Here is a 22743-nt window from a genome sequence, read left to right on the forward strand (position 1 = left end):
ACTATTGACACTTAGGCAACATCGCCTTAAAGTCGAGCTATGAAAACGAATATCAAACACACTAACGCATTCTTTTTTGGTTTTATCACCTTCAAATGAGGGAGGATGCGCCGTGTGTATGAACCTCCCACCGGGAGGTTTTTTTTTGCCAAGAAAACGGGTTTTAAAAAATGTCAGATACGGCTTTGGACGCAGTAAGAAAACGCATTACAGAATTAGACAGTCAATTGCTGACTATGTTGGCTGAACGCCGCCAGCTTACCAATGAAGTAGCAGAAACAAAAATTCGCCACGATATCCCCGTGCGCGATGTAAAGCGAGAAGAACAACTGCTTTTCCGCCTTATTAAAGAAGGCAAGAATGTGGGTCTTGATCCTCATTATGTTACTCAGGTTTTCCACGTCATTATTGAAGATAGCGTACTGAATCAGCAAGCCATGCTGGCAGAACACGCCAACCCGGGCAGCACCCTACCGCTTAATCGCGTGGCGTTTTTGGGCGATAAAGGCTCGTATAGCTATTTGGCCACGCAGAAGTACTTTTCCCGTCGTCCCGGTGAACTGGTTGAAATGGGATGTCAGAGCTTTGCCGAGATTGTTCAGAAAGTTGAAAAGAACGAAGCTGACTATGCGGTTCTGCCGATTGAGAATACCACTTCCGGCAGTATTAACGAAGTGTACGACCAATTACAACACACTCAACTCAGCATTATTGGTGAACTCACTCACCCTATTCGTCACAGCCTTTTGGTGTCTCAAGACACTGCCATCGCAAACATTAAAACGCTCTATGCGCATCCGCAGGTATTTGCACAATGCAGTCACTTCCTTGCCGAACTGGGCAATGTCGAAGTGAAAACCATGGAAAGTACAGCGCACGCAATGATGGCAGTCAGTGAACTTCAACGCGATGACGTTGCCGCCATTGGTAGCGAAGCGGGTGGTAACTTGTATGGTTTAATGGCAATTAAATCGAACCTGGCTAACCAGAAAGAAAACCACAGCCGCTTCTTTGTTGTTTCTCGCGACCCCGTGAATGTGCCGTTGCAAGTGCCAGCCAAAACTACGGTAATTATGTCTACAGTGCAAAAACCAGGTGCACTGGTGGAAGCACTCACGGTATTGAAAGATAACAACCTGAATATGACAAAGCTCGAGTCACGCCCAATCACTGGAAACCCGTGGGAAGAAATGTTCTACATTGATTTTGAGGGCAACCTGGAAGATGGTCCTGTCCAAACCGCAGTGGAGAGTTTGAAAAAGCTCACTCGCTACCTGAAGGTACTGGGTTGTTACCCAAGTGAAGAAGTCAGTCCGACAAAAGTGGCAGCCGCAAAAGCGCTGACCCAGGATTAAACGAATTCATCAGATAAAAAAAGCACCAACCGGTGCTTTTTTTATGACTTTCTTAACATCTCGTCGTCATCAGCTTTGAGTAACAATTGCTTGCTGTCGACAAGGCACTTGCGAGCGTAGTCGCCGAACCATTCACCAATACGATTAAACTCGTTGATGAATTCTTGCTTATCGCCTTTGTCCAATAACGCCAGTGCATTGCCAAAACGCTCGTGGAAACGTCGCAATAACGCAAAGTTATCTGGATTGTTATAGATAATGTCAGCATACAACTGCGGTGACTGCGCGAAAAGACGCCCCACCATGGCAAGTTCAAGACGGTAAATGGGAGAACTAAATACGGTCAAGGTTTCTAAATCCGGACCTTCGCCTTGCAAATGCGCACCATAAACAAAGGTGTTGAAGTGACGCATCACCTGAATGAACGCCATTGCCTGATCGTGTTCCTGTGCGGTGCTTCGATGAATGGTTGCACCCCAGGTTTTCATTTGTTCAACTAACCATTGGTATTTGCCTTCACCACGGCCGTCACAAACCACCACCACTTGTTTAATCATGCCGGGGGCATCAGGGCCAAACATGGGATGCAAACCGACCACAGGCCCGTTATGGGCAGCCAACATGGCGTTAAGCGGCTTTTCTTTAACACTGGTGATATCGGCTAGCACACAATGCGCAGGTAGATTATTCAGCCGCGCAATAACCCCTTCAGTAATGGTGATAGGCACTGCAACTAAGACCAAATCGGCACGAGCAAATGCTGCTTTAGCAAGTTCAGAATCCCAGTCGTCTTTTTCAACAACCGCTACCTGATAGCCTGACTTCTCAAACAGACTGACAAAGACTTTACCCAACGCACCAGCGCCCCCTACCACAACAATCTGTTCTACCGCAGGATTAATACAGCGATAGCGATTGTTCTGGGTGTGATAAGACTCGCGCATAATGCGACGCAGTAAATCTTCAGTGAGATCCGGTGAAACCCCCGCTTGTTCCGCTTCTGCGCGTCGTGAAGCAATTAGCTCCTTTTCACGCTCGGGAACGTACACTGGCATTCCGGTTTCAGCCTTTATCTGACCAACTCGTGTCGTCAGTTCAGCCCGGCGGGCGAGTAATGAAACGAGCTCGGAATCGAGCTCGTCAATGCCTGACCGCAGGGCGGCCAGTTGTTTGGAATGATCCGTCATATTGCGACTCAAAAAGCGCTGCAACCTTAGGCTACAGCAGAACGTTTATTCTGACGCAATGGTAACACAGTTATCAGTTTATCTCTGGTTTGTGTGATCAGATTGTCCGTGGTTTCCCAGTCAATACAGCCATCGGTTATAGATACGCCGTAGTCCAGTTCATCAACGGGTACGCCGTCACCTTTCTGGTTACCTGCATTGATATGGCTTTCCAACATAATGCCAATGATCGACTGGTTACCTTCTAGGATTTGATTTACAACATTTTGCGCCACCAGTGGCTGACGACGATAATCTTTGCTTGAGTTAGCATGACTACAATCCACCATCAGACCTGCTGTTAAACCGGCTTTTTCTAAATCAACTTCACAGTCAGAAACACAAACCGAATCGTAGTTTGGTTGCTTACCACCGCGCAGGATGATGTGACCGTCAGGGTTACCGCTCGTTGAAATAACGGCGACTTGCCCTTGTTTATTGATACCCATGAAGTTGTGGCCAGAGGCTGCAGATTTCAGCGCATTCACCGCGATATCGAGGCTTCCGTCGGTACCGTTTTTGAAGCCTACAGGCATAGACAGGCCAGACGCCATTTCGCGGTGCGTCTGAGACTCTGAAGTCCGTGCTCCAATGGCACTCCAACTGAATAACTCGGCCAAGTATTGCGGGCTAATTGGATCTAGCGCTTCTGTTGCCACAGGGATTTCCAATTCAGCTAACCAGATCAATAATTCGCGGGCTTTACGCAGGCCGGTTTCAATATCGAAGGTGCCATCGAGGTGCGGATCGTTGATTAGCCCTTTCCAGCCTGTTGTCGTACGCGGCTTTTCGAAATACACACGCATAACAATAAACAGTGTATCTTTACAGGATTCATGAAGCTCTTTAAGACGCAGTGCATAATCTTTCGCGGCATCGATATCGTGAATAGAGCAAGGGCCACAAATCACCAGTAAACGGTGGTCGCGACCATGAATGATGTCAGAAATTATTTTTCTGGATTCAGAGATAGCCGACAGGGCGGTTTCTGAAACCGGCAGTTCTTTGGCTAAATCATCAGGCGTAATTAGCACTTGTTCTGCGCTAACGTGAACGTTATTTACGTTGTCCTTTATCATAAGACTCTCTTTACTTGGATAGGTTACTGACCAAATTGCTAATTGGCCCTTTGTGGTTGCACACGTGCAACTCATATTTTTATTATGTTAGCTCAGGTGTAAACTTAAGATTACAACAAGACTTAGTATTTATTGCTTAGGCTCGTTGACTTTTTATCAATTTTTGATAAAGGCCGCAACCATGATGATAGACTTTTTTGACTAAAGTCTGAGGGATTGGTTCATCATGGTCTGTTATTGCCTACCAACTATTTCACCGTCTGCGATGACGGCATCGTCCGCAATAACGGCTCCTGGTAAAATAGTCACTCCATTCCCAATAGTTACGCGCTTACCAATGATAACCGGTCTTGCCTTTTGCCAACCCTGCAAGCGCGCTTGCGGCGATTTATGATGTTCGACACTCGTAATGACAACCCCATCACCTATTATAGTCTCTGCGCCAATTTTTACTGATGCACCATCCAGAATGGTTAAAAACTCACCAACGGTAAAGATGCCATCACTGTTAATTTGAAAACCGTAGTCACAGGCAAAGTGGTTTCCAATTACCGCCTCAACATTGGGAAGCAATGCGCGCTGCAACAGCTTACGCCGTTCGCCTTGAGCCTGATTAAATTGTTGGCACTGTCGTTTTATCTCCCTACGAAAGCTCACCAAGGCTTTACTGTTGGTTTGATACCATTGCCCAGTTGTCATCAGCTGCCAATTTTCGTCGTCAAAAAGTGCGTTGCCTGACATAACTATCCTCCTGCACCAGATAAACATAATTGTATCACTCCCCTTAACGAGAACCTGACAAATGTCACCTTCAGGATGTGATGGTTGTGACTAAACAAGGCTAGACCTCCCATTCATAATGCGCTCATACTCTCAGGGGAAATAGATAACAATGAAAACCACAGAGACATCGCTAGAACAACAACGTTACATTTTTAAACAGCAGCGGTTCATTGCCATGCCACTTGCAGGAATGCTGGTGTGGTCGGCCATTGGTGTTGCCAGCCCTTTCTTAGATGCGTTAGAAATGACTTGGTTGCTTTACATTGGCGTTGGTAGCATTTTCTACATTGGCGCCGGGCTTTCCTATGTGACCGGGGAACGCTTTTTTTCGAAAAACCGCACTAATACTGACTTCGACAAATTGTTTTATGTCGGCATGACTATGTCGCTATTGGTATTTGCTTTCGCCCTGCCTGTCGCGGCCATCGATCATCACACCGTTCCACTCAGTCTAGGTATTCTCACTGGATTGATGTGGATGACCTGGTCGTGGGCCGCCGAACACTGGGTAGGTTATTTTCATGCAGTTTCCCGAACTGCCGGCATTGTCGCGGTATGGTATTTATTTCCGAACAATCGGGTTGAAGCTATATCCGCGGTCATTGTTTTTGTTTACATGATTTCTCTACTGGTACTAGAAGACCGCTATCGAACCTTAAAACTGCATAACGAGCATACTGAGGAAAAAGCCCTATGACTTATTTTCTACTTGCCCTGGCGATTATCGCTGAAGTAAGCGCCACGCTTTGTCTTAAATTATCCAATGGTTGGGAGAAAGCCTTATATGGTTCAGCGTCGATCGCACTTTATGCCGTCGCAGGCATGATTTTCGCCATGGTGCTTAAGGACATGGGCGTTGGTGTGGCTTATGCGATTTGGTCCGGCATGGGGATCGCACTCATTGTTACCGCGTCGGTTATTTTCTGGGAGCAGAAATTCGATATTTACTCTGTACTCGGTATAGTATTAATCCTCTCAGGGTCACTGCTGATCACTACCAAATCAACAGTTGTTTTTCAGTAAGCAAGGATTGGCAAATATGCATGACGTAACGTTGCCGCTGCTCTCTCATGGTTATAAAAAGAAGTGGTCTTACAGTGCACTGGTATTCTCGCTATTTTACTTTTTGCCACTGCTTTACGGTACGCCACATTCCACACTGGCACTAACCGCAATTCTGGCAGGTTATGTCGGGTTTGTTGGCACATACCTATGGGCTATTCATACACCCCGTCCTTTGTTGCGATATCCTTTGGGGTTGTTGGTGACAATCGCTTATTCAATCAGCTTCATTCATGTGGGTGCCTCATCCATTTTTGGCTTTATCGCCTATATCTGCGGCTACTATTTCCCATTCAGAAAAGTACTCTGGATGGTCGGATTCTTCGCAACTTCGTTGCTTATATTTCAACAAGTGGGCATTTATCAGCAAAGTTTCTTTTATATCACCTCCGCCGCAAATGCCGTTGTGCTAATGGGCTTTGGCATCATGGAGAGAAAAGAAACCCTAAGCCGTTTAAGGGAGGCGCAGCAAAATGCATCCATCGGCACCCTCAGTGCCATCGCTGAGCGGGAACGCATAGGAAGAGACCTGCACGACATAGCCGGTCATGCTTTGAGTAGCATGTCTCTTAAAGCGCAGCTGGCAGACAAACTATTAGAAAAAGGCCGTATCGAACAGGCCCGTGAGGAAGTACGAGCTCTAACAAAACTCTCGCAATCATTGCTCAGCGAGATCCGCCATGCCGTGAGCGATATGAAGCAACACGCACTAGCAGATGAGATTAACAAGGGGCTTACCTCGCTTCAAGCAATAGGTTTTAATGTAACCACGCGAATCGATGAGCAGGCATTCTTGAAGCTATCGGCGTTACAAGAAACACACATTGCACTGATAGCAAAAGAAGCTATTACCAATATTCTACGTCATAGCAAAGGCAACAGTGTGGATGTATCTGCACACTGCGAGAACGACGTGCTTGATTTCATTGTGACCGATAACGGCAATACACTGCGCCTTGCTGTAGGCAATGGGGTAACGGGCATGCATGAACGCGCGGCATTGATTGGCGCGAAATTACATATTACTCCAGGCGAGAACACGACACTCCACCTTATTTTACCGTTAGAAACACAGGAATAATGATGTCATCACTTTCTCTTATCATCGTAGAAGACCAATCTCTTGTTCGTGATGCCATTGCCAGCTTACTTGCTCTTGAAGACGACATTGATGTGTTGGGCACCTGTGCAGACGGCCAAGCCGCACTGGACTGGCTGAAAGAGAATCCTCCCCCCAACATCATTCTTTCCGATATTGAAATGCCGCGACTAAGCGGGCTCGATATGGCAGAAAAACTGAATCACCAGCATTGTTCATCCATATTGGTATTCATGACTACCTTCTCGAAACCCGGTTACGTAAAACGCGCTATGCAACTTGGCGCGAGAGGGTTCATTCTTAAAGAATCCGACAGTACGTATCTCATTAACGCTTTAAAGAAAATATCTCAGGGGCAACGGATTATTGAGCCAGAACTCGCGCTCATGGCGCTAGATGACAACAATCCTCTTTCAGAAAAAGAACGCAAGGCTCTCAAGCTAGCAGGCGAAGGAATGAAAACCCATGATATCGCCTCTTCACTGTTTTTATCTGAAGGCACAGTACGTAACTACCTGTCGGAAGCCATCGCTAAATTAGACGCGACCAACCGTGTTGATGCAGCTCGAATTGCTTCACAAAAAGGCTGGTTGTAGGGCCCGCTTCTCATCACTCAAACCGTAATCTCACTCACAAAAAATGCCCGCCGTAAAAGCGGGCATTTATAAGAGGTTCAGAACAAATTAATAGTCCCAGCTTACCGTCAAGCTGTAGTTAGTCGGTGAACCGTAGAACGCCTGTTCTGTGCGCACTGAGCTTAAGTATTTTTCATCCGTAATGTTATCCATATTCAGACTGAACGATAAGTTATCATTGAAGCTGTAGGTAACATAACCGCCGAGAACAGCATAAGCATCCTGCGTAATTCGGCCATAGCCTGATGTAAAGTAAGTTTCACTCTGATAACGGGCAGAAAGGCCCATGTTCAGTTTCTCGTTCCACGCTGGCGCATAGTCTGCAAGCAGTTTAAACGTGCGGCGAGGAATGAAGGTGCGGGCTTCATCGCCGTTTTCTTCATCCATACTCAGTACGGTCAAACCACCCTGAACAGATAATTCATCGGTGATGGCACCGGACAATTCAATTTCAAAACCGTTAGAATCGACAGACACACCACGATAGAGGGCATAATTAAAGTCATCAGAATAATCGTCATCATCAACGCCGTCGCCATCGTCGTATCCGAGGAACTCATACAGGTTTTCTTGTTCCGTTCTGAACAACGCAACAGTCAGCAGGAAGTTGTTGGCAAACTCTTTCTTAACGCCCATTTCATAACTGCGCCCCTCTGCAGAACCCAGTGGTTGCAAGTCTTCGTTCAGGTAATACTGTGGCTGATAGATATCGCTGTAACTACCGTAAACATTCAAGCCTTCCAATACTTCCCAGGTAAAGCCAATGTATGGGCTGCTGCCGTCCTCGGTTGTCGAGGTTGATGCACCCCAGGACTCACCTTCGTTTTCATAGTCAACAAAACTCACGCCAAGTACCAAATCAAGCGCATCGGTAACCGCGAGCTGTACTGAACCGTAAAAACGGTTTAATGAAATGTCGGTATAACCCGCTTGGTAAGGCGCCGCCCATTCAGGTAAAGCGACTTCACTGCCAGTCCAACCAGGTAACGCTGGCATAACATCAAAACCGCTCAGTGCACCGTAATCCATATCACTGGTTTCTGCGTCGGCCAAGCTAATACCCACATTGAAGGTATGTTCCCGGCCCCAGGCTTCAAACGCACCTTGCAGGTTGTTGTCCCAGATTAACGTTTTGTCTTCAGCATCATATTTACCCGGATAACCCAGCATGCCTAAACCTGTTTCAGCGTCTAAGCCGGTGTTGGAATAGGTGTAAAATAACGCAGAGTGATCTTCATAGCGGATGTGATTCAGCTTAGACGTGTATTGCAGATTGTCGTTGATAAACCAGTTTAGCTCGGCAAACGCGGTTTTATTCAATGTATCCCAATAGGTCCAGTCCATCGCCGTTGTGGTAGAACGGTCGAAATCAACCTGGGTGCCATCGGAATAGATTAAAGGCACTGCACCCCATGTTACACCGTCACTGTTGTTATCCTGGTGCGAGTAGCCGAACATAATCGTAACGTCATCACTTAGCTGCCCGTCAACGATACCGTAAAATACGCTGCGTTCATTTTCGTACAGGTTCAGCCAGCTTTCTTTATCTTGATGCGCAACAACGACACGGGCCGCCCAGCTACCAGAATCTGTCAATGGTGTGGAAATATCGGCGACAGTTCGCATGTTTGCCCAACGTCCCAGTGTAAAATCAACACTGGCTTCGGTTTCGTTACCAGGGCGTTTGCGCACATAATTAACGGTACCGGATGGATTTCCCAGACCGGTGATGAGGCCATTTGAACCGCGGATAAATTCCACTTTTTCATAAATCGCAGTGTCTAAATCGCCGACAAAAATATCACCAAAGGGAATACCTGAACCGTCGATATGCATACTGGTGATGTCAAAACCGCGAGCATTGAAGTAAGTACGGTCGGTTTCTGACTGGTCTACGTTAATACCGGTCACCTGCTTGAACAGACTATTGATATCACTTAAACGGTAATCTTCAATCAGCTCGGATTCTAGAATCGACAATGACTGAGGAGTATCAAAACTATCCAGGCCTAGCCCTGTTGCACCTGAACTGATACGCTGGACGCGACTTTCAACGATTCGGATAACTTCAATATTATCTTCATCCGCTGCTACTTCGCTGTTATCTACTGCTGCATTTTGCGCCTGTACTGCCATCGCCAACATAATAGGTGAAAGCGCAAATACTTGCTTTTTAGTCATTGTGAAACCTGCTCTTAACCAATTTTAAAATTCGAACGGCATTATAGAGAGGTTAGAAGGAATTTCAAATGATAATTATTATCATTAGTATTAGATAATCATTATTTATTAGAATATACAAAAAAGCCCGCTTAAAGCGGGCTTTTTCATAGTTAACAGTAACGCAAGGATTAGTAATCTTAGTTAAGCTTCTCTTTGATACGTGCAGATTTACCTGAACGCTCACGCAGATAGTAAAGCTTAGCACGACGAACTGCACCACGACGTTTAACTTCAATAGAAGAAACCGCCGGGCTGTGTGTTTGGAACACACGCTCTACGCCTTCGCCGCTTGAAATTTTACGTACGGTAAAAGACGAGTGAAGACCACGGTTACGCTTAGCGATAACAACACCTTCGTACGCCTGAAGACGCTCTTTGTCACCTTCAGTAACGCGAACTTTTACAATTACTGTGTCACCTGGACCAAACGCAGGAACATCAGTTTTGAGCTGTGCTTGCTCAATTTTCTTGATGATATCTTGACTGACTTTGCTCATCATATCCTCTCGTCCTAGTTAACTGTCATCTTGCTGCAACTGCGACTTGAATACTTCAAGAAGACGCTGCTGCTCCTCAGTCAGAGCTAGGTTGTTTAATAACTCAGGGCGACGCTGCCAGGTTCTACCTAACGATTGCATTTGTCGCCACTGTCTGATTTTTTCGTGATCACCACTTAACAACACAGGAGGAACCGCTTTCCCGTCGAGCACTTCAGGCCGCGTATAATGCGGACAATCCAATAACCCGTCGGTGAAGGAATCTTCAATGGCAGACGCCTGATGACCGAGTACACCCGGTACCATTCTGGCTACCGCATCCATGAGCACAAGCGCTGGCAATTCGCCGCCGCTTAACACGTAATCCCCTACTGACCATTCTTCGTCAACATGGGCCTCAATGACGCGCTCATCGATTCCTTCATAACGCCCGCAGATAAAAATCATGCGGTCGTTGGTGGCAAGGCGTTTAACCCCTGCCTGATCCAGCTTTTTACCCTGTGGTGATAAGTAAATCACCTTTGCATATTCACCGCCGGCCTGTTTAGCCGCGGCTATGGCGTCAGTTAAAGGCTTCACCATCATCAACATACCAGGACCACCGCCATAAGGGCGATCATCTACCGTACGATGACGATCGTGGGTGAAATCACGTGGGTTAAACATCTCGACATCCAGAATGCCTGATTTAACAGCTCGCCCTACCACGCCTTGTTGCATGAAGGGTGCGAACATATCAGGAAACAAACTGATAACGCCGAACCATTTCTCCGCAGTCACTAGAACCCCGGATCCCAGTCTACCGTAATCACACTCTCAGCCTTATTGACCGATTTGATGACGGAATCCATCACAAACGGCAATAATCTTTCTTTTTGACCAAATGCGTCGTTCACCTTAGCGCGGACCTGCAAAACGTCATTTGCGCCGGTGTTAAACACATCTTTCACCACACCCAGATTGTAACCTTGCGTAGTTACCACCTGCATGCCGGTGAGCTCCCGCCAGTAAAATTCACCTTCATCTAATTCAGGTAACTGGTTTTCGTTAATCGCGATGTCGAGATTCTTGATACGCTCAGCGTCGTCACGACTCTCTACACCCACAATTTTCGCCACCAGACTTTTACCGTGAGGTCGCCACTGGTCAATTTGATATTCTTTACCATCACTGAGTTGCCACGGTGAGTAGTCAAAAATACCCTCTGGCACATCAGTAAAGCTGTTGATCTTGACCCAACCTTTCACACCGTACGGCGCACCGATTTTGCCAACAATCACTTTGTCAGACGCTTGACTCATCTCTACCTACCAGAATTAAGCACAGCTTACGCTGCAGCTTTTTTAGCTTCTTTTACCAAGCTGTTAACGCGCTCAGATAAGCTAGCGCCAACACCAACCCAGTACTCTACACGTTCCAGATCTAAACGCAGACGTTCTGCTTGACCTTGTGCAGTTGGGTTAAAGAAACCGATGTTTTCGATGAAACGACCGTTTCTTGCGCGGCTGCTGTCAGCCACAACTACTTGATAAAATGGACGCTTTTTCGCGCCACCACGCTGTAAACGAATAGTAACCATAGTTGCCTCAAACTCGTTGTAGCGTTACCGTTAACTTACCCCTTGAAAAACACAGAAAAATCCAGTGCCAGCAAGAAGGCCGCGGAATTATACGGATATGGAAGGGAAATGCAAGTTTAGTGAAGAAAAAAGCGCCGTTATCTGACCCTTTAAATACGGGTTATCCTGCGGTTCAAAGTGTTTTATGAATAACCGAGTACGGCAGACTCCAAACGTGCAGCATATAAAGCAGCATTGTATCCACAGAGATATGTTCAGTAGCGGTAAGTTTATCACGTAATAACGGCTTCAAAAGGTTTATCAGTAGTGCCATGCCGTCGGTATTGTCGCGTTCGGCAAACTGCTCACCATGCAGTGTAACCTGTGTTTTCAGTTCTTCATTTTGGATGAGCTCAGGCGCCCGCAGATACATTTCAGTGAGCAGCAGCAGGGGAAAACGGGTTTGAGTGAGATGAGCAAGTGATGCCTCATCTTTTATTTTATCAGTATCGATATCGTTAAATAGGGATTCAGCAACGTGGAACAGCGCCTGTTTCTGGTCATCGGTGAATTTACTGATGTCAGCATTACCGAGTGCGCAAACCTGTCCATTTACACACTGCATGTGTTGCTTCAACAGTGAGAGCGGTGCAAATAAAGGAGAAGCTGTGGCCTGTGCGGCCACATCCGGCGCTTCCACGGGCAACATGGCGGCAATGGATGATATTATTTCTAATTGTTCATTCAATAAGGTGTGAGAGCACGGTTTCGTATACCAGCCATGGACAACTTGACTGCCTTGTAACACCAAGTTTTCATCAGCTTGACCAGACAATATAAACCGCGCAATACAGGGCGATATTTCACTAATCTGCTGTAAAAACTGAACACCATTCATCCCTGGCATAATAGCGTCTGAGAAAATCACATCCGGTTGAATGTCCTGCAGTGAATCGAGAGCTTTTTGTGGTCCGTCTGCAATGCTTATTTTCCAACCTGAACGGTAGAGGGCGCGCCGAATACCATTTAGGATCATGGGTTCATCATCAACAAATAAGATCTTCACGGCTTTCCTCATTTTCGCTGTGGAAATTCCCCTGCTCTACCGGCAGTACAATATTAAATGTCGTGCCCTGCCCCGGCTCACTGTTTACCGTGATACTGCCATGATGCTTTTCGATAATAATGGCATACGCTAAAGACAATCCTTGCCCAGTGCCTTTGCCTGGCGGCTTAGTGGTAAAGAATGGTTCAAAAATGCGATTGCTGATTTCCCGACTCATTCCTACGCCATTGTCGGCAATAGTGATAGTGACTTCGTTTTCGCGGCAAAACACGTTGACAGTAATGTGCCCTTTTGCAGCGGAATCGCGGCCATACCTTTCTTCCACCGCGTGTGCTGCGTTAACAATAAAATTAAGTACAACCTGATTCACTTCATCACGACTACACGTAATCAAGGGTAGATCTTCGTCAAACTCCGCGCTCAGGTCTGCCACATACCGCCATTCACTGCGTGCCACAGTGATAGTGGCATTGATGGCTTCCTTGAGGTCGACTTTGGTCATAGAGTCGTCGCCACTGTGGGAAAAGGACTTCATTGCACTAACGATTTTCGCAATGCGTTTTAGGCCCTCGGAAGATTGCTCAACTGCAACTGGAATTTCTTCGATAAAGAAGTCGATGTCTTCATCTTCGACAAGTATGGCAAGTTCGTTTTTCAACAGCGCCTCTTGTTCACTGTTGGCGGCCTGTAAAAACTCGCGGGTTTTACTCACAACAGCAAGGCAAGATGCTGTCGCGCCTTGTAAAAATGACATGTTGTCAGAGACATACTGGGTTGGCGTGTTAATTTCGTGGGCAATGCCTGCAGCGAGTTGGCCAATGGATTCCATTTTTTGCGCCTGGCGAAGCTGATCTTCCAACGCGAGACGCTGACTCACATCCCGAATTACTACATTATAGAGTTGAGCATTTTCCGTTACCGCTGTCATCGGGGAATAATTCACCTCACAAGACAACACGCTGTCGTCCGCACACCGCCCTTCTAGCTGGGTGACTTTGTCTTCGCTTTCAACATCCTCACTTAGCCACTCTAATTTAAAGCCAGGTAAAATTTTATTAATGTCTGCATGCCTAAGCTCATTCTGTTTTGTGTATCCAAACATTGTCAGGCCAGCATGATTGACCATACTAATACGGCCATTTTTGTTAATTATCATTAACCCATCAGCGAGATGTTCAACAATGTCTTTTTCCCGAGCAGCGCTGACCCTTGCAACAAGTTCAGCCGCCTGCAAACGTTTATCAACAATAGAACCTAGCAAGGTAGTAGCAAAAATCACGAACACTAAGCCCGTGATGGTAAGTGCGAGTATTGCCGAACCGCTGTGTTCTTCGTGATGCAACACGTCAACACCGGTAGCAACATAAAAATGAACCGCAGACATGGCGACATAATGCATACCGGCTATTGCCATACCCATCACCACAGCACAGGCAATCAATCCAGGTTGGCCTATGACATTATTTTTTTGCACGTAGACCAACATAAAAATAGCGATTAAAGCTAACAGGTACGCACAACCAATCGAGGTGATAAACAGCCAGGGGTTATACACCATATATGCCTGGGTTTTCATCGCTTCCATGCCAATATAATGCATCGCGCCAATACCTAGTGCTAGGGCAAGAGCACTAACATGAATATCCAACGAAGAGAAACGCTGCGACGCCAAAATTCGTGCGGCGATATAAGCTCCGCACATTGGCGGAACTATCGACAAAACAGTAAGTACCACATTAAAAGACATACTAATCGGCAGCATGAACGCCAGCATGCCGGTAAAATGCATGGCCCATACACCTAAACCAAAAGCAACGCTTCCAAACCACTCCCACTGCCTGCGGGTTTCAGCTTGTCGTGTTTGCCAGACGCGTTTAAAGACAACGATTAACGAGTAAGCCGCTAAGGTAGAGACAAGCAAAGAAAGGAATAATATGAAAGGATTGTAGCTCGCCGTTACTTCAGTAAAGTAAGCAGAATCAGGTACGGTAAAACGCCATAAATCCATTAACTCGCTTCCTTATCGAATGTCTGATCATCGTAATCAAAATAGACTTTTATATGCGTACTCGCGTTCAACAGTCCGTTGGCAACGCACCGTGATAACAATTGACGAAACGACGCTGTGATAACTTGCCCCGATGGCGCAAGCCGCTTACCGGAATCTGTCATGAGGGGTTCTGCCACCACCATGCCAACATCAATTTCTTCCAGCGATACCTGGAGTACATCGTGCTGCTGAAAAAGTAGCGCATTAAAGGCTTCAAGAATTCTCTTATCGTATTTTGACTGCTCACCATGCATGTGTTTTATTGCATCGGAAAACGACATTTCTGCCTCGCGAAGATCAAGAAAATCATTCACCACTTTCAGCATGCGGGCTCCCAAAGGAATGTCTTCTCCTTTTACGTCGTCTTTGGGAAAGCCTTGCCCATCGAAACATTTATCCTGATAAAGAATACTTCGCGAAATGGACTCAAACCGGGGAATTTGCGCGAGCAGGTCGTGGGCTAATCCTGCGTGCTGCTCCATTAACTCCGCTTCGGCATGAGACATTGCCGACGTGCTATCCCGATCAGCTTCAATACTGGGAGTGAGAATGGCGCCCAGCCTGGAGAGTTCTATCATGGGTTCAAATGTCCAACTGGGTTTAAGCCCCATCTGTCGAACGAGTTGCATCATGTAATTTTTTACCTGCACATTCCTCGTCACAGTGCCGGGATTAACTAGCCCAATCACCTCTGACAGAACGTTTACAACGCCGCTGACGGTATCGTTTAGCAGTACTTTCTCGCTCATCAATAATTGATGCTGACGAAAACCGGCAGTAATGACGGAACGAAGAACGTCGACAGAGCAAGGCTTGGTCACGAAACGAAACACGTCTCCTTCGTTGACAGCATCAACGGCTGTTTGCAAATCGCCATTTCCGGTAAGCATGACTCTAACCACATTCGGAAAGCGTTTTTTCACCACTTTAAGCAGTGCTAAACCGTCCATTTCAGGCATTTGCATGTCGGTAACCAATACCGCGTATTCTGTTTCAGACAACATTTTCAGCGCCGCCATACCACTATCTGCGACGTCAAATGCAAATTGTCCTCTAAGGTTACGCTTAAACGAAGCTAGCACGTTGGCTACATCATCAACTAACAGCGCTCTTTCTGACATTAAAATTCCTGACTCATTTTGCAGTTCGCTTGCGACAACGTTGAGAGATTTACGCACAAGGGTTATGCATTAACTATGGTCAAAGACGCCAGAATTTCAAATCTACAGGCATAAAATTCGTTAGGTATTTAGTCGTGCTGAATACCGTAATGGTCGGATCTCGCAGACCGAACTCTCAGCACTGACGTAAACTCGGTTATTAAGATGCTTAGCTATTCAGGAAAGGTATGTCCGACTCGCCAACTCACTCCACTCTCACCACCACACAGGTACTCGCCTGGATTTCCTCGTTGCTGGCACATTACCGGCTAAAAGTGGCGGGAGCGATAGTCGCGCTTCTCGTTGCTGCGGGCGCGTGGCTCCTGTTGGGGCAAGGCATTAAGTTAGCTGTCGACCAGGGCTTTCTAAACGACAATGCCGATATGCTGAACAAAGCAGTTTTGGGCGTGCTGGTAATAACAGCCGTGGCTAGTCTCGCCACCTATGTGCGATTTTACCTCATGACCTGGCTAGGCGAGCGCATCAGTGCAGACATCCGCATGTCGGTATTTTCGCATTTACTAACACTTCCCCCTTCTTTCTTTGCACAACTTCGTACTGGAGAGGTGATTTCACGCTTCACCAGCGATACCACTATTGTGCAAACGGTGGTGGGTATGAGTTTGTCTATGGCTATTCGCTCTACCATCACCTTTATCGGTTCGCTGGTGTTAATGACCATCACCAGCCCTATCCTTACGCTTTGTGTGCTTTTAGCCGTGCCTGCGGTGTTGGTCCCTATTCGCCTACTTGCGCCACAGGTAAGAAAATACGCAAGATTGAGTCAAGACCGTGTTGCCGATTTAGGGGCACATATCGACCAAAGCCTGCACGAAATTATGACCGTTCAGGCTTTCAACGCTGAGCGCCTCGAAGCCCGCCAGTTTAACGCCAGTGTGGATGCCGTTATGACAACGGCCCAACGCCGTATTCATTATCGTTCACTGCTCATTGGTTTGATTATGCTGCTGAGCTTAAGCGCCATTGTATTGATTGCCTGGTTCGGTGCCCGACAAGTCTTTTCTGGCGACATGTCTGCCGGCGAACTGTCTGCATTTTTATTTTATGCGGTCATGGCAGGAGGCAGTGTAGCCACTGTGAGTGAGGTGATTGGTGAAGTGCAGCGCGGTGTTGGTGCAAGCGAACGCTTACTGGAACTCTTGGCCACTGAGCCCGCCATTCATTCTGGTGAAACGGATTTTGACAACGGCAACACCACGCCTCCGGCCATTAGTTTCAACAATGTCACATTCCAGTACCCTGGCAGCTCGTGCCTGTTTAACAAACTGAACCTGGATGTAAACCCCGGTGAAAGAGTGGCCTTGGTCGGGGCAAGCGGTGCGGGTAAAACAACGCTGTTTCAATTACTACTGCGTTTTTACGATGTTAAAGCCGGCTGCATTTGTCTTGACGCTGAGCCGGTAACCTCTTTGTCATTATCTTCACTGCGTACTCAAATTGCCATGGTAAGCCAGGAACCGGTGGTGTTTGCTACTTCTGTCATTGAAAATATTCGCTATGGCAACCCGCTTGCCAGCGATGAACAAGTGAAAAAAGCGGCAAAAGCAGCATTTGCTCATGAGTTTATCGAAGAACTTGAAAATGGCTACCAAACCCAATTAGGCGAACGAGGCGTGCGCTTATCCGGTGGGCAGAAACAACGCATAGCTATCGCCCGCGCCTTACTAGCAGATCGTCCGGTGTTGCTGCTGGACGAGGCCACCAGCGCATTAGATGCCCGCAGTGAAAAAATGGTGCAAGAAGCTTTAAATAAGCTCATGGAAGGTCGTACCACTATCATCATCGCCCACCGTCTTGCCACCGTAAAACATGTGGATCGCATCATTGTGATGGACAAGGGACACGTTGTAAGCACGGGAAAACACGATGAACTGTTAGAAAACGATACGCTGTATCGAGAGTACGCTGAACTGCAATTGCTTAGCTAACGAGGGTGTGGTGCTATACGCCACTTAAAACCACAAAAAATTAACAATAGAAAGGTTTTGCCGTTGGGCCTGCCCGTTCGCCAGTGCTTTTCGGCTAAGCAAAGATTTTAATCACGGAACTATTAATGATCTCTCATTTACGAACAATGCTGTTTTTCGGCTTATCTCTTACACTGCTCGCCTTGAGCTCCAGTGCAAAAGCTCAGTTCTTTGGCGACAGCCAGGCAAAACTGGTGGTGCTCGAAGAAATTAAATTTCAATATGCAAAACGCGATGTAGAAGCGGTGGGTACCGCAGAAGCTGTCCGTTCAGTTGTGTTATACCCTGCTGTAGCCGATGAAGTAACAGAAGTGAATTTTGTCCCTGGCCAATACGTAGAGGCAGGCCGGGTACTTGTTCGTTTAGATGACCGTCGTCAACGGGTGGCCGTTCGCCGCGCAGAATTGCAACTCCTAGATGCAGAACGTTCATTTCAACGCTTAAAGGAAAGCCGCGCGAAAGGCGCCATTCCGCAAAGTGAACTGGATCTGGCTGAAACCACCCGCGATCTTGCCAAAGTCACCCTTGATGAAGCCAAAGCGGATTTAGAAGACCGCGCCGTTGCTGCTCCGTTCAGTGGTATTGTTGGTTTAACCGATGTTGAAGTTGGTGACCGTATTACCGCCACCACCGCTATCACCACTCTCGATGACAGAAGCAAATTATTTATCGATTTTCGTGCCCCTGAAGCGGCATTAACAGTGCTACTGAACGACCCGCAAGTTACTCTGCAACCGTGGTCAAGCCGTGATAAACAGTTGGCCGCTGAAATTGCCGAAGTGGATTCACGCATCAGCGAAACCGACCGCACACTCCGTGCAAAAGCCATGTTAGACAATAATGCAGATAACTTCCGTCCGGGAATGAGCTTCCGGGTAAATCTTGAAATTAATGGCAACGAATACGCAGCCGTACCCGAAGCGTCTCTACTGTGGGGCGCAACCGGAGCTTACGTATGGATTGCAGAAAATGGTAAAGCTAAGCGCATTGATGTCACTGTGCATCAACGCTTGCGTGGCACCATTTTAGTGTCCGGCAACCTGTCTCCCGGTGACAAGCTGATTTCAGAAGGCATACAACGTCTTCGCGAAGGTCAGGAAATCACCACTGAACTGGCGCGCCGGAGCACCGACAATGGTTAAGCATTCCCTGCAAACCGGAGATTTACCCTCCGTATCCATTCGACGCCCGGTACTTATTGTTGTACTTAACTTACTCATCGTTATTGCGGGTTTCGCCGCGATAAATGGTCTTGAAGTTCGTGAACTTCCCGACGTTGATACCCCTCAGGTTACGGTTACCGCCGAATTCCCCGGTGCATCACCGGAAACGGTTGATGCCGAAGTAACAAGCCGACTGGAAGGCGCTGTTGCCCGGGTGAGTGGGGTAAAAAATATTTCCGCACAAAGTGAAGAAGGATCGGCTCGGGTAAGGGTTGAGTTTCGTCCTGGTGTTAATCTCGAAGATGCTGCCAACGAAACCCGGGAATCGGTTAGCCGCGTGCAGCGTCAACTTCCTGAAGACGTTGAACAAGTTTCAATTATTCGCGCCGACAGTGATGCCCAGGCGGTAGTTAGCTTGGCCATATCCAGCGAAACATTGGATATGGAAACGCTCACCGAGCGTGTAGACACAGACCTCGCGCCACTATTTCTAAGCATTCCTGGCGTAGCCGATGTGCAAATGAGCGGCGATCGTGAACGGGTGTTACGCGTGTCGGTGGACCCGCTACGTTTAACCAGTTTTAACTTGTCCATGACTGACGTAGCGAACGTACTGGCCCAAGCCCCATTTGACGTTCCCGCGGGCAGTATCCAATCGCAGGATCAATCTTTGATTGTGCGCGCCGATGCCACCTCAATCAGTGCTGAAGATGTGTCTGATATCGTGATAAGCGGCGACATTCGCGTAGGTGATGTTGCAAACGTCTTTTTTGGCCCCGCTGACAGTACATCTATGGTACGACTAGACGGCCGCCCGGTGATTGGCCTCGGTGTTATTCGTCAGGCGAGTTCTAATACCATCGAAATTTCCGATGAAGTCATGGCCATGGTTGAAGGCCTGAACAAGCGCTTCCCTGACATGGACATTGTAGTGACCAGTGATGACGCTGAGTTTATTCGTGATTCAGTAGGCGAAGTTATCGGCTCTTTAAGCGCCACTATCGTACTGGTTGTGGTGACACTTCTGGTATTTATTGGCTCATGGCGAGCGACGATTGTTCCCGCTCTTTCCATTCCTGTATCGTTAGCAGGTGCACTGGGTGTGATTTGGATGTTGGGATTCTCTATCAACATTCTTACCCTGTTAGCGCTGGTATTAGCCACAGGGATGATTGTTGATGATGCGATCGTGGTATCGGAAAACATCCAACGACGTCGTGGCATGGGTCTGGGTGCACGCGCGGCTGCGGTCATTGGTACCCGCGAGGTATTCTTTGCAGTAGTGGCGACAACCGCCGTGCTTGCTTCCGTATTTATTCCTATTGCCTTTTTGCCCTCCACCGCCGGGCGCTTGTTCCGTGAGTTTGGTGGTGTATTGGCAGGTGCGGTGATCATTTCTTCGTTCGTTGCCCTGTCACTGGTTCCTGCATTAACTGCCCGTCTGCCAGTGAAAGCAGCAAAAGAGAAAAGTTTGTTCACTTCAACCTTGGGCCGTTTTGGTAATGTCTGTCTACGTGGCTATCAGCGGTCCCTGGTGTGGTCACTGAAATATGCCTGGCTGATTGTGGTACTCAGTATCGTTGCCGCTGCTGGGGCTTGGTTTACGGCCAAGAATATCAACAATGAGTTATTACCCAGTGAAGACCGCGGTACTATTCGTATTTTCGCCCGTGGACCTGACGGCGCAGGCATGAACTTCATGGATCGCCAGGCGTATAAAATGGAAGAAATGCTGATGCCCTACGTGGAAAACGGCACCGTTGATTCTGTTTATACCGTTGTCGGTTCCTGGGACCCAAATATCGTATTTATTACCGTGCCGCTAAAACACTGGGACGAGCGTGATAAATCGCTGCAAGACATCGTCGAAGAAATTCGTCCGGGCCTGCAAGCTATTCCGGGTGCACCAGGTAATGCGTTTGGTGGTAACAGCTTGAATCTTCGCGGCCAGAGTGGCGGCATGGAACTGGCGCTAACCGGCAATAGCTACGAAGGTATCTACGATGCAGCGGTAGACTTTGCCGCAGCCATCGAAGAAAACATTCCACAGCTTGGTTCGCCTCGCGTCAGCTATGAACCTACACAGCCGCAATTACGTGTGAATATCGACCGTCGCCGTGCCGAGGAATTGGGTGTGCCGCTAAGCGATATTGCTGCCACCTTACGTGCAGCGGTAAATGGTGATGACATTGCCGATTTGAACGTGGGCGATCAGGCGATCCCCATTATGCTCGAATCCAGTAAGCGCAACACTACCAACCCGTCTGATTTGACCAACCTGTACGTGAAATCCACAACCGGTTCGTTGATCCCGCTGTCTAGCGTGGCTTACATTACAGAAGAAGGTGTAGCCGCTGAGTTGGAACGCCAGGCCCAGCGCAGAGCCATCAACTTATCGATGGATTTACCGGATGATTTCACCATCAACGAAGCTGTAGAACGTTTACGTGCATTGGGTAACGACACCTTGCCCGATGGTATCGGCCTGGTATTCTTAGGTGAGGCACAAACATTTGAAGAAACCTCACAGCAGGTCGCGCTTACCTACATTCTCGCCTTTATCATTGTATTGCTGGTCCTTGCGGCTCAGTTTGAAAGTGTTAACAGCGCCATCGTGGTGATGCTTACAGTACCGTTTGGTATTGCGGCTGCAATTTATGCCCTGTACCTCACTAATACGTCCATTAATGTGTACTCGCAAATCGGACTGGTGATGCTAATCGGTCTGTTAGCGAAGAACGCTATTTTGCTGATCGAATTTGCCGACCAGCTTCGCGATCAAGGGCACTCTGTTTATGATGCCATTGTAGAAGCCGGTAAAGTGCGTCTGCGCCCTATCATGATGACGCTGGTATCTACCATCCTCGGTGGTCTGCCGCTCATCCTGTCTTCGGGTGCTGGTGCGGAATCCCGCAACGCCATTGGCTGGGTTGTGTTTGGTGGCTTGGGTATTGCGGTTGTGTTTACCCTGTATCTCACGCCGGTGCTGTATCTTGCCCTCGCCCGCTTCACCAAGCCTCGGGCTGATGAAACACAGCGACTTGAGAAAGAGTTGACCGATGCCGATGAGCAGCAAATTGCTTAAGCGTCAGCAAAGTTAAAAACACAAACGGGACCTGCATGGTCCCGTTTTCATATGCAGTGTATTCATCCTTTTCGATAAGAAGTGGGCACAAAAAAACCGTCGGCAGACGGTTTTTCTAAGCCTGATTTACAGCATGCTAATTCAGTGGCGTTGCCGTGTTTGGCTGACTGCCATTCACCAATGCTTTAGCAAGCACTTTATGGGTAAGCAAAGAAAGTAACTCGGTTTCTTCTTCACTACGCTCACCGTCGATACCAGTGATGGCCATGGCTACTTCCAGCGCCTTGTCAGCATCGAAAATCAAATCATTCTGCAACGTTCGTAGATACCGTAGTTGCTCTCCGGCATCGATAACCTGACGTGTTTGATAGATTGCATCGGTGAAAAAAGCTTCCCGACAGATAGGACTCTGCCAATCGAGTTTGTCGATAACATCTTCCAGATAATCCTGTTCCGAAAGCGTTACTTTACCGTCAACCTGATACAACAGAACTGATAAACGGATTAAAGCCTGGTTAAAGGCCTGTTCATGGGACAACTGCATATTACTCTCCGTTGTGTGCCATATATTCTAATTCGATGGAACTGCCATCGGTCGGCGCATCACTTTGCTTCCTCAAAGTGACAAGCATATTACGCACTGACATAGAACAAAGTTCATAATGTTACACAATTGTTAATTATATTTACTTTGCAGCAAATTGCACCCTTTGT

General features: G+C 47.5%; 20 protein-coding genes. 8 read left to right on the top strand and 12 right to left on the bottom strand.

The genetic code is table 11. From position 1 onward, the window contains the following. The first annotated feature begins 170 nt into the window (after positions 1-170). Positions 171-1355 carry a prephenate dehydratase gene (gene pheA / locus ACXAGX_RS08215; RefSeq protein ID WP_474837678.1) on the top strand — a complete coding sequence of 395 codons (1185 nt, stop codon included), beginning with the start codon at positions 171-173 and terminating at the stop codon, positions 1353-1355. Between the two features lie 41 nt (positions 1356-1396). Here the strand turns inward: pheA and tyrA are convergent, their stop codons facing one another. The 3 genes from tyrA to ACXAGX_RS08230 all read right to left on the bottom strand — a co-directional run bounded on the left by tyrA (position 1397) and on the right by ACXAGX_RS08230 (position 4401). Then, positions 1397-2542 (bottom strand): bifunctional chorismate mutase/prephenate dehydrogenase, encoded by a 1146-nt coding sequence (gene tyrA / locus ACXAGX_RS08220; protein ID WP_474837680.1) that lies wholly within the window; start codon positions 2540-2542, stop codon positions 1397-1399. 26 nt (positions 2543-2568) lie between these two features. After that, complete coding sequence (locus ACXAGX_RS08225) at positions 2569-3660, bottom strand: 3-deoxy-7-phosphoheptulonate synthase (protein WP_070126896.1); 1092 nt, start codon at positions 3658-3660, stop codon at positions 2569-2571. 234 nt (positions 3661-3894) lie between these two features. Continuing rightward, positions 3895-4401: a maltose acetyltransferase domain-containing protein gene (locus ACXAGX_RS08230; RefSeq protein WP_474837682.1), complete on the bottom strand. Its 507-nt coding sequence runs from the start codon at positions 4399-4401 to the stop codon at positions 3895-3897. A gap of 151 nt (positions 4402-4552) precedes the next feature. Between ACXAGX_RS08230 and ACXAGX_RS08235 the strand changes: the two genes are divergently transcribed. Genes ACXAGX_RS08235 through ACXAGX_RS08250 form a run of 4 tightly spaced genes read left to right on the top strand, consistent with a single transcriptional unit; the run spans position 4553 to position 7200 of the window. Next, positions 4553-5140 (top strand): DUF7010 family protein, encoded by a 588-nt coding sequence (locus tag ACXAGX_RS08235; RefSeq protein WP_474837684.1) that lies wholly within the window; start codon positions 4553-4555, stop codon positions 5138-5140. Then, positions 5137-5466 carry a DMT family transporter gene (locus ACXAGX_RS08240; RefSeq protein ID WP_474837685.1) on the top strand — a complete coding sequence of 110 codons (330 nt, stop codon included), beginning with the start codon at positions 5137-5139 and terminating at the stop codon, positions 5464-5466. Before ACXAGX_RS08235 ends, ACXAGX_RS08240 begins: the two co-directional genes overlap by 4 nt. Before the next feature lie 16 nt (positions 5467-5482). Continuing rightward, positions 5483-6586 carry a sensor histidine kinase gene (locus ACXAGX_RS08245; protein WP_474837687.1) on the top strand — a complete coding sequence of 368 codons (1104 nt, stop codon included), beginning with the start codon at positions 5483-5485 and terminating at the stop codon, positions 6584-6586. A gap of 2 nt (positions 6587-6588) precedes the next feature. Next, positions 6589-7200, top strand: coding sequence for a response regulator transcription factor (locus ACXAGX_RS08250; protein ID WP_474837689.1), 612 nt, complete (start codon positions 6589-6591; stop codon positions 7198-7200). Positions 7201-7287: 87 nt separating this feature from the next. On the opposite strand, the gene ACXAGX_RS08255 is transcribed toward ACXAGX_RS08250, so the two are convergent. The 8 genes from ACXAGX_RS08255 to ACXAGX_RS08290 all read right to left on the bottom strand — a co-directional run bounded on the left by ACXAGX_RS08255 (position 7288) and on the right by ACXAGX_RS08290 (position 15754). Next, a complete protein-coding gene (locus ACXAGX_RS08255; RefSeq protein ID WP_474837691.1) occupies positions 7288-9420 on the bottom strand; it encodes a TonB-dependent siderophore receptor in 2133 nt (710 codons plus the stop codon). A 179-nt stretch (positions 9421-9599) separates the two neighbouring features. Next, on the bottom strand, positions 9600-9959 hold the full coding sequence (gene rplS, locus ACXAGX_RS08260; protein WP_105936106.1) for a 50S ribosomal protein L19: 360 nt from the start codon (positions 9957-9959) through the stop codon (positions 9600-9602). 18 nt (positions 9960-9977) lie between these two features. Then, positions 9978-10739, bottom strand: a complete 762-nt coding sequence (trmD, locus tag ACXAGX_RS08265; RefSeq protein ID WP_474837693.1) for a tRNA (guanosine(37)-N1)-methyltransferase TrmD — start codon at positions 10737-10739, stop codon at positions 9978-9980. Further along, positions 10739-11260, bottom strand: coding sequence for a ribosome maturation factor RimM (rimM, locus tag ACXAGX_RS08270; protein WP_474818011.1), 522 nt, complete (start codon positions 11258-11260; stop codon positions 10739-10741). The genes trmD and rimM overlap by 1 nt, the downstream gene beginning before the upstream one ends. 26 nt (positions 11261-11286) lie before the next feature. Next, positions 11287-11538 (bottom strand): 30S ribosomal protein S16, encoded by a 252-nt coding sequence (gene rpsP / locus ACXAGX_RS08275; RefSeq protein WP_070126901.1) that lies wholly within the window; start codon positions 11536-11538, stop codon positions 11287-11289. Positions 11539-11710: 172 nt separating this feature from the next. Next, positions 11711-12583, bottom strand: a complete 873-nt coding sequence (locus ACXAGX_RS08280) for a response regulator (protein WP_474818010.1) — start codon at positions 12581-12583, stop codon at positions 11711-11713. Next, a complete protein-coding gene (locus tag ACXAGX_RS08285) occupies positions 12564-14591 on the bottom strand; it encodes an MHYT domain-containing protein (RefSeq protein WP_474837695.1) in 2028 nt (675 codons plus the stop codon). Before ACXAGX_RS08285 ends, ACXAGX_RS08280 begins: the two co-directional genes overlap by 20 nt. After that, the gene (locus ACXAGX_RS08290; RefSeq protein WP_474837698.1) at positions 14591-15754 is read right to left on the bottom strand and encodes an HD domain-containing phosphohydrolase; all 1164 of its coding nucleotides are present in this window, start codon (positions 15752-15754) and stop codon (positions 14591-14593) included. The genes ACXAGX_RS08285 and ACXAGX_RS08290 overlap by 1 nt, the downstream gene beginning before the upstream one ends. A gap of 227 nt (positions 15755-15981) precedes the next feature. Here ACXAGX_RS08290 and ACXAGX_RS08295 point away from each other — a divergent pair, with 227 nt between their 5' ends. From ACXAGX_RS08295 to ACXAGX_RS08305, 3 genes are all read left to right on the top strand, one after another. Continuing rightward, a complete protein-coding gene (locus ACXAGX_RS08295) occupies positions 15982-17742 on the top strand; it encodes an ABC transporter transmembrane domain-containing protein (RefSeq protein WP_474837699.1) in 1761 nt (586 codons plus the stop codon). Positions 17743-17867: 125 nt separating this feature from the next. After that, on the top strand, positions 17868-18923 hold the full coding sequence (locus tag ACXAGX_RS08300; RefSeq protein ID WP_474837701.1) for an efflux RND transporter periplasmic adaptor subunit: 1056 nt from the start codon (positions 17868-17870) through the stop codon (positions 18921-18923). Next, on the top strand, positions 18916-22029 hold the full coding sequence (locus tag ACXAGX_RS08305) for an efflux RND transporter permease subunit (RefSeq protein WP_474837703.1): 3114 nt from the start codon (positions 18916-18918) through the stop codon (positions 22027-22029). The genes ACXAGX_RS08300 and ACXAGX_RS08305 overlap by 8 nt, the downstream gene beginning before the upstream one ends. A 136-nt stretch (positions 22030-22165) precedes the next feature. On the opposite strand, the gene ACXAGX_RS08310 is transcribed toward ACXAGX_RS08305, so the two are convergent. After that, positions 22166-22573, bottom strand: coding sequence for a hypothetical protein (locus ACXAGX_RS08310; RefSeq protein ID WP_070126908.1), 408 nt, complete (start codon positions 22571-22573; stop codon positions 22166-22168). Positions 22574-22743: the final 170 nt, after the last annotated feature.

It is taken from the genome of Alteromonas sp. ABV4_515, assembly GCF_056160345.1.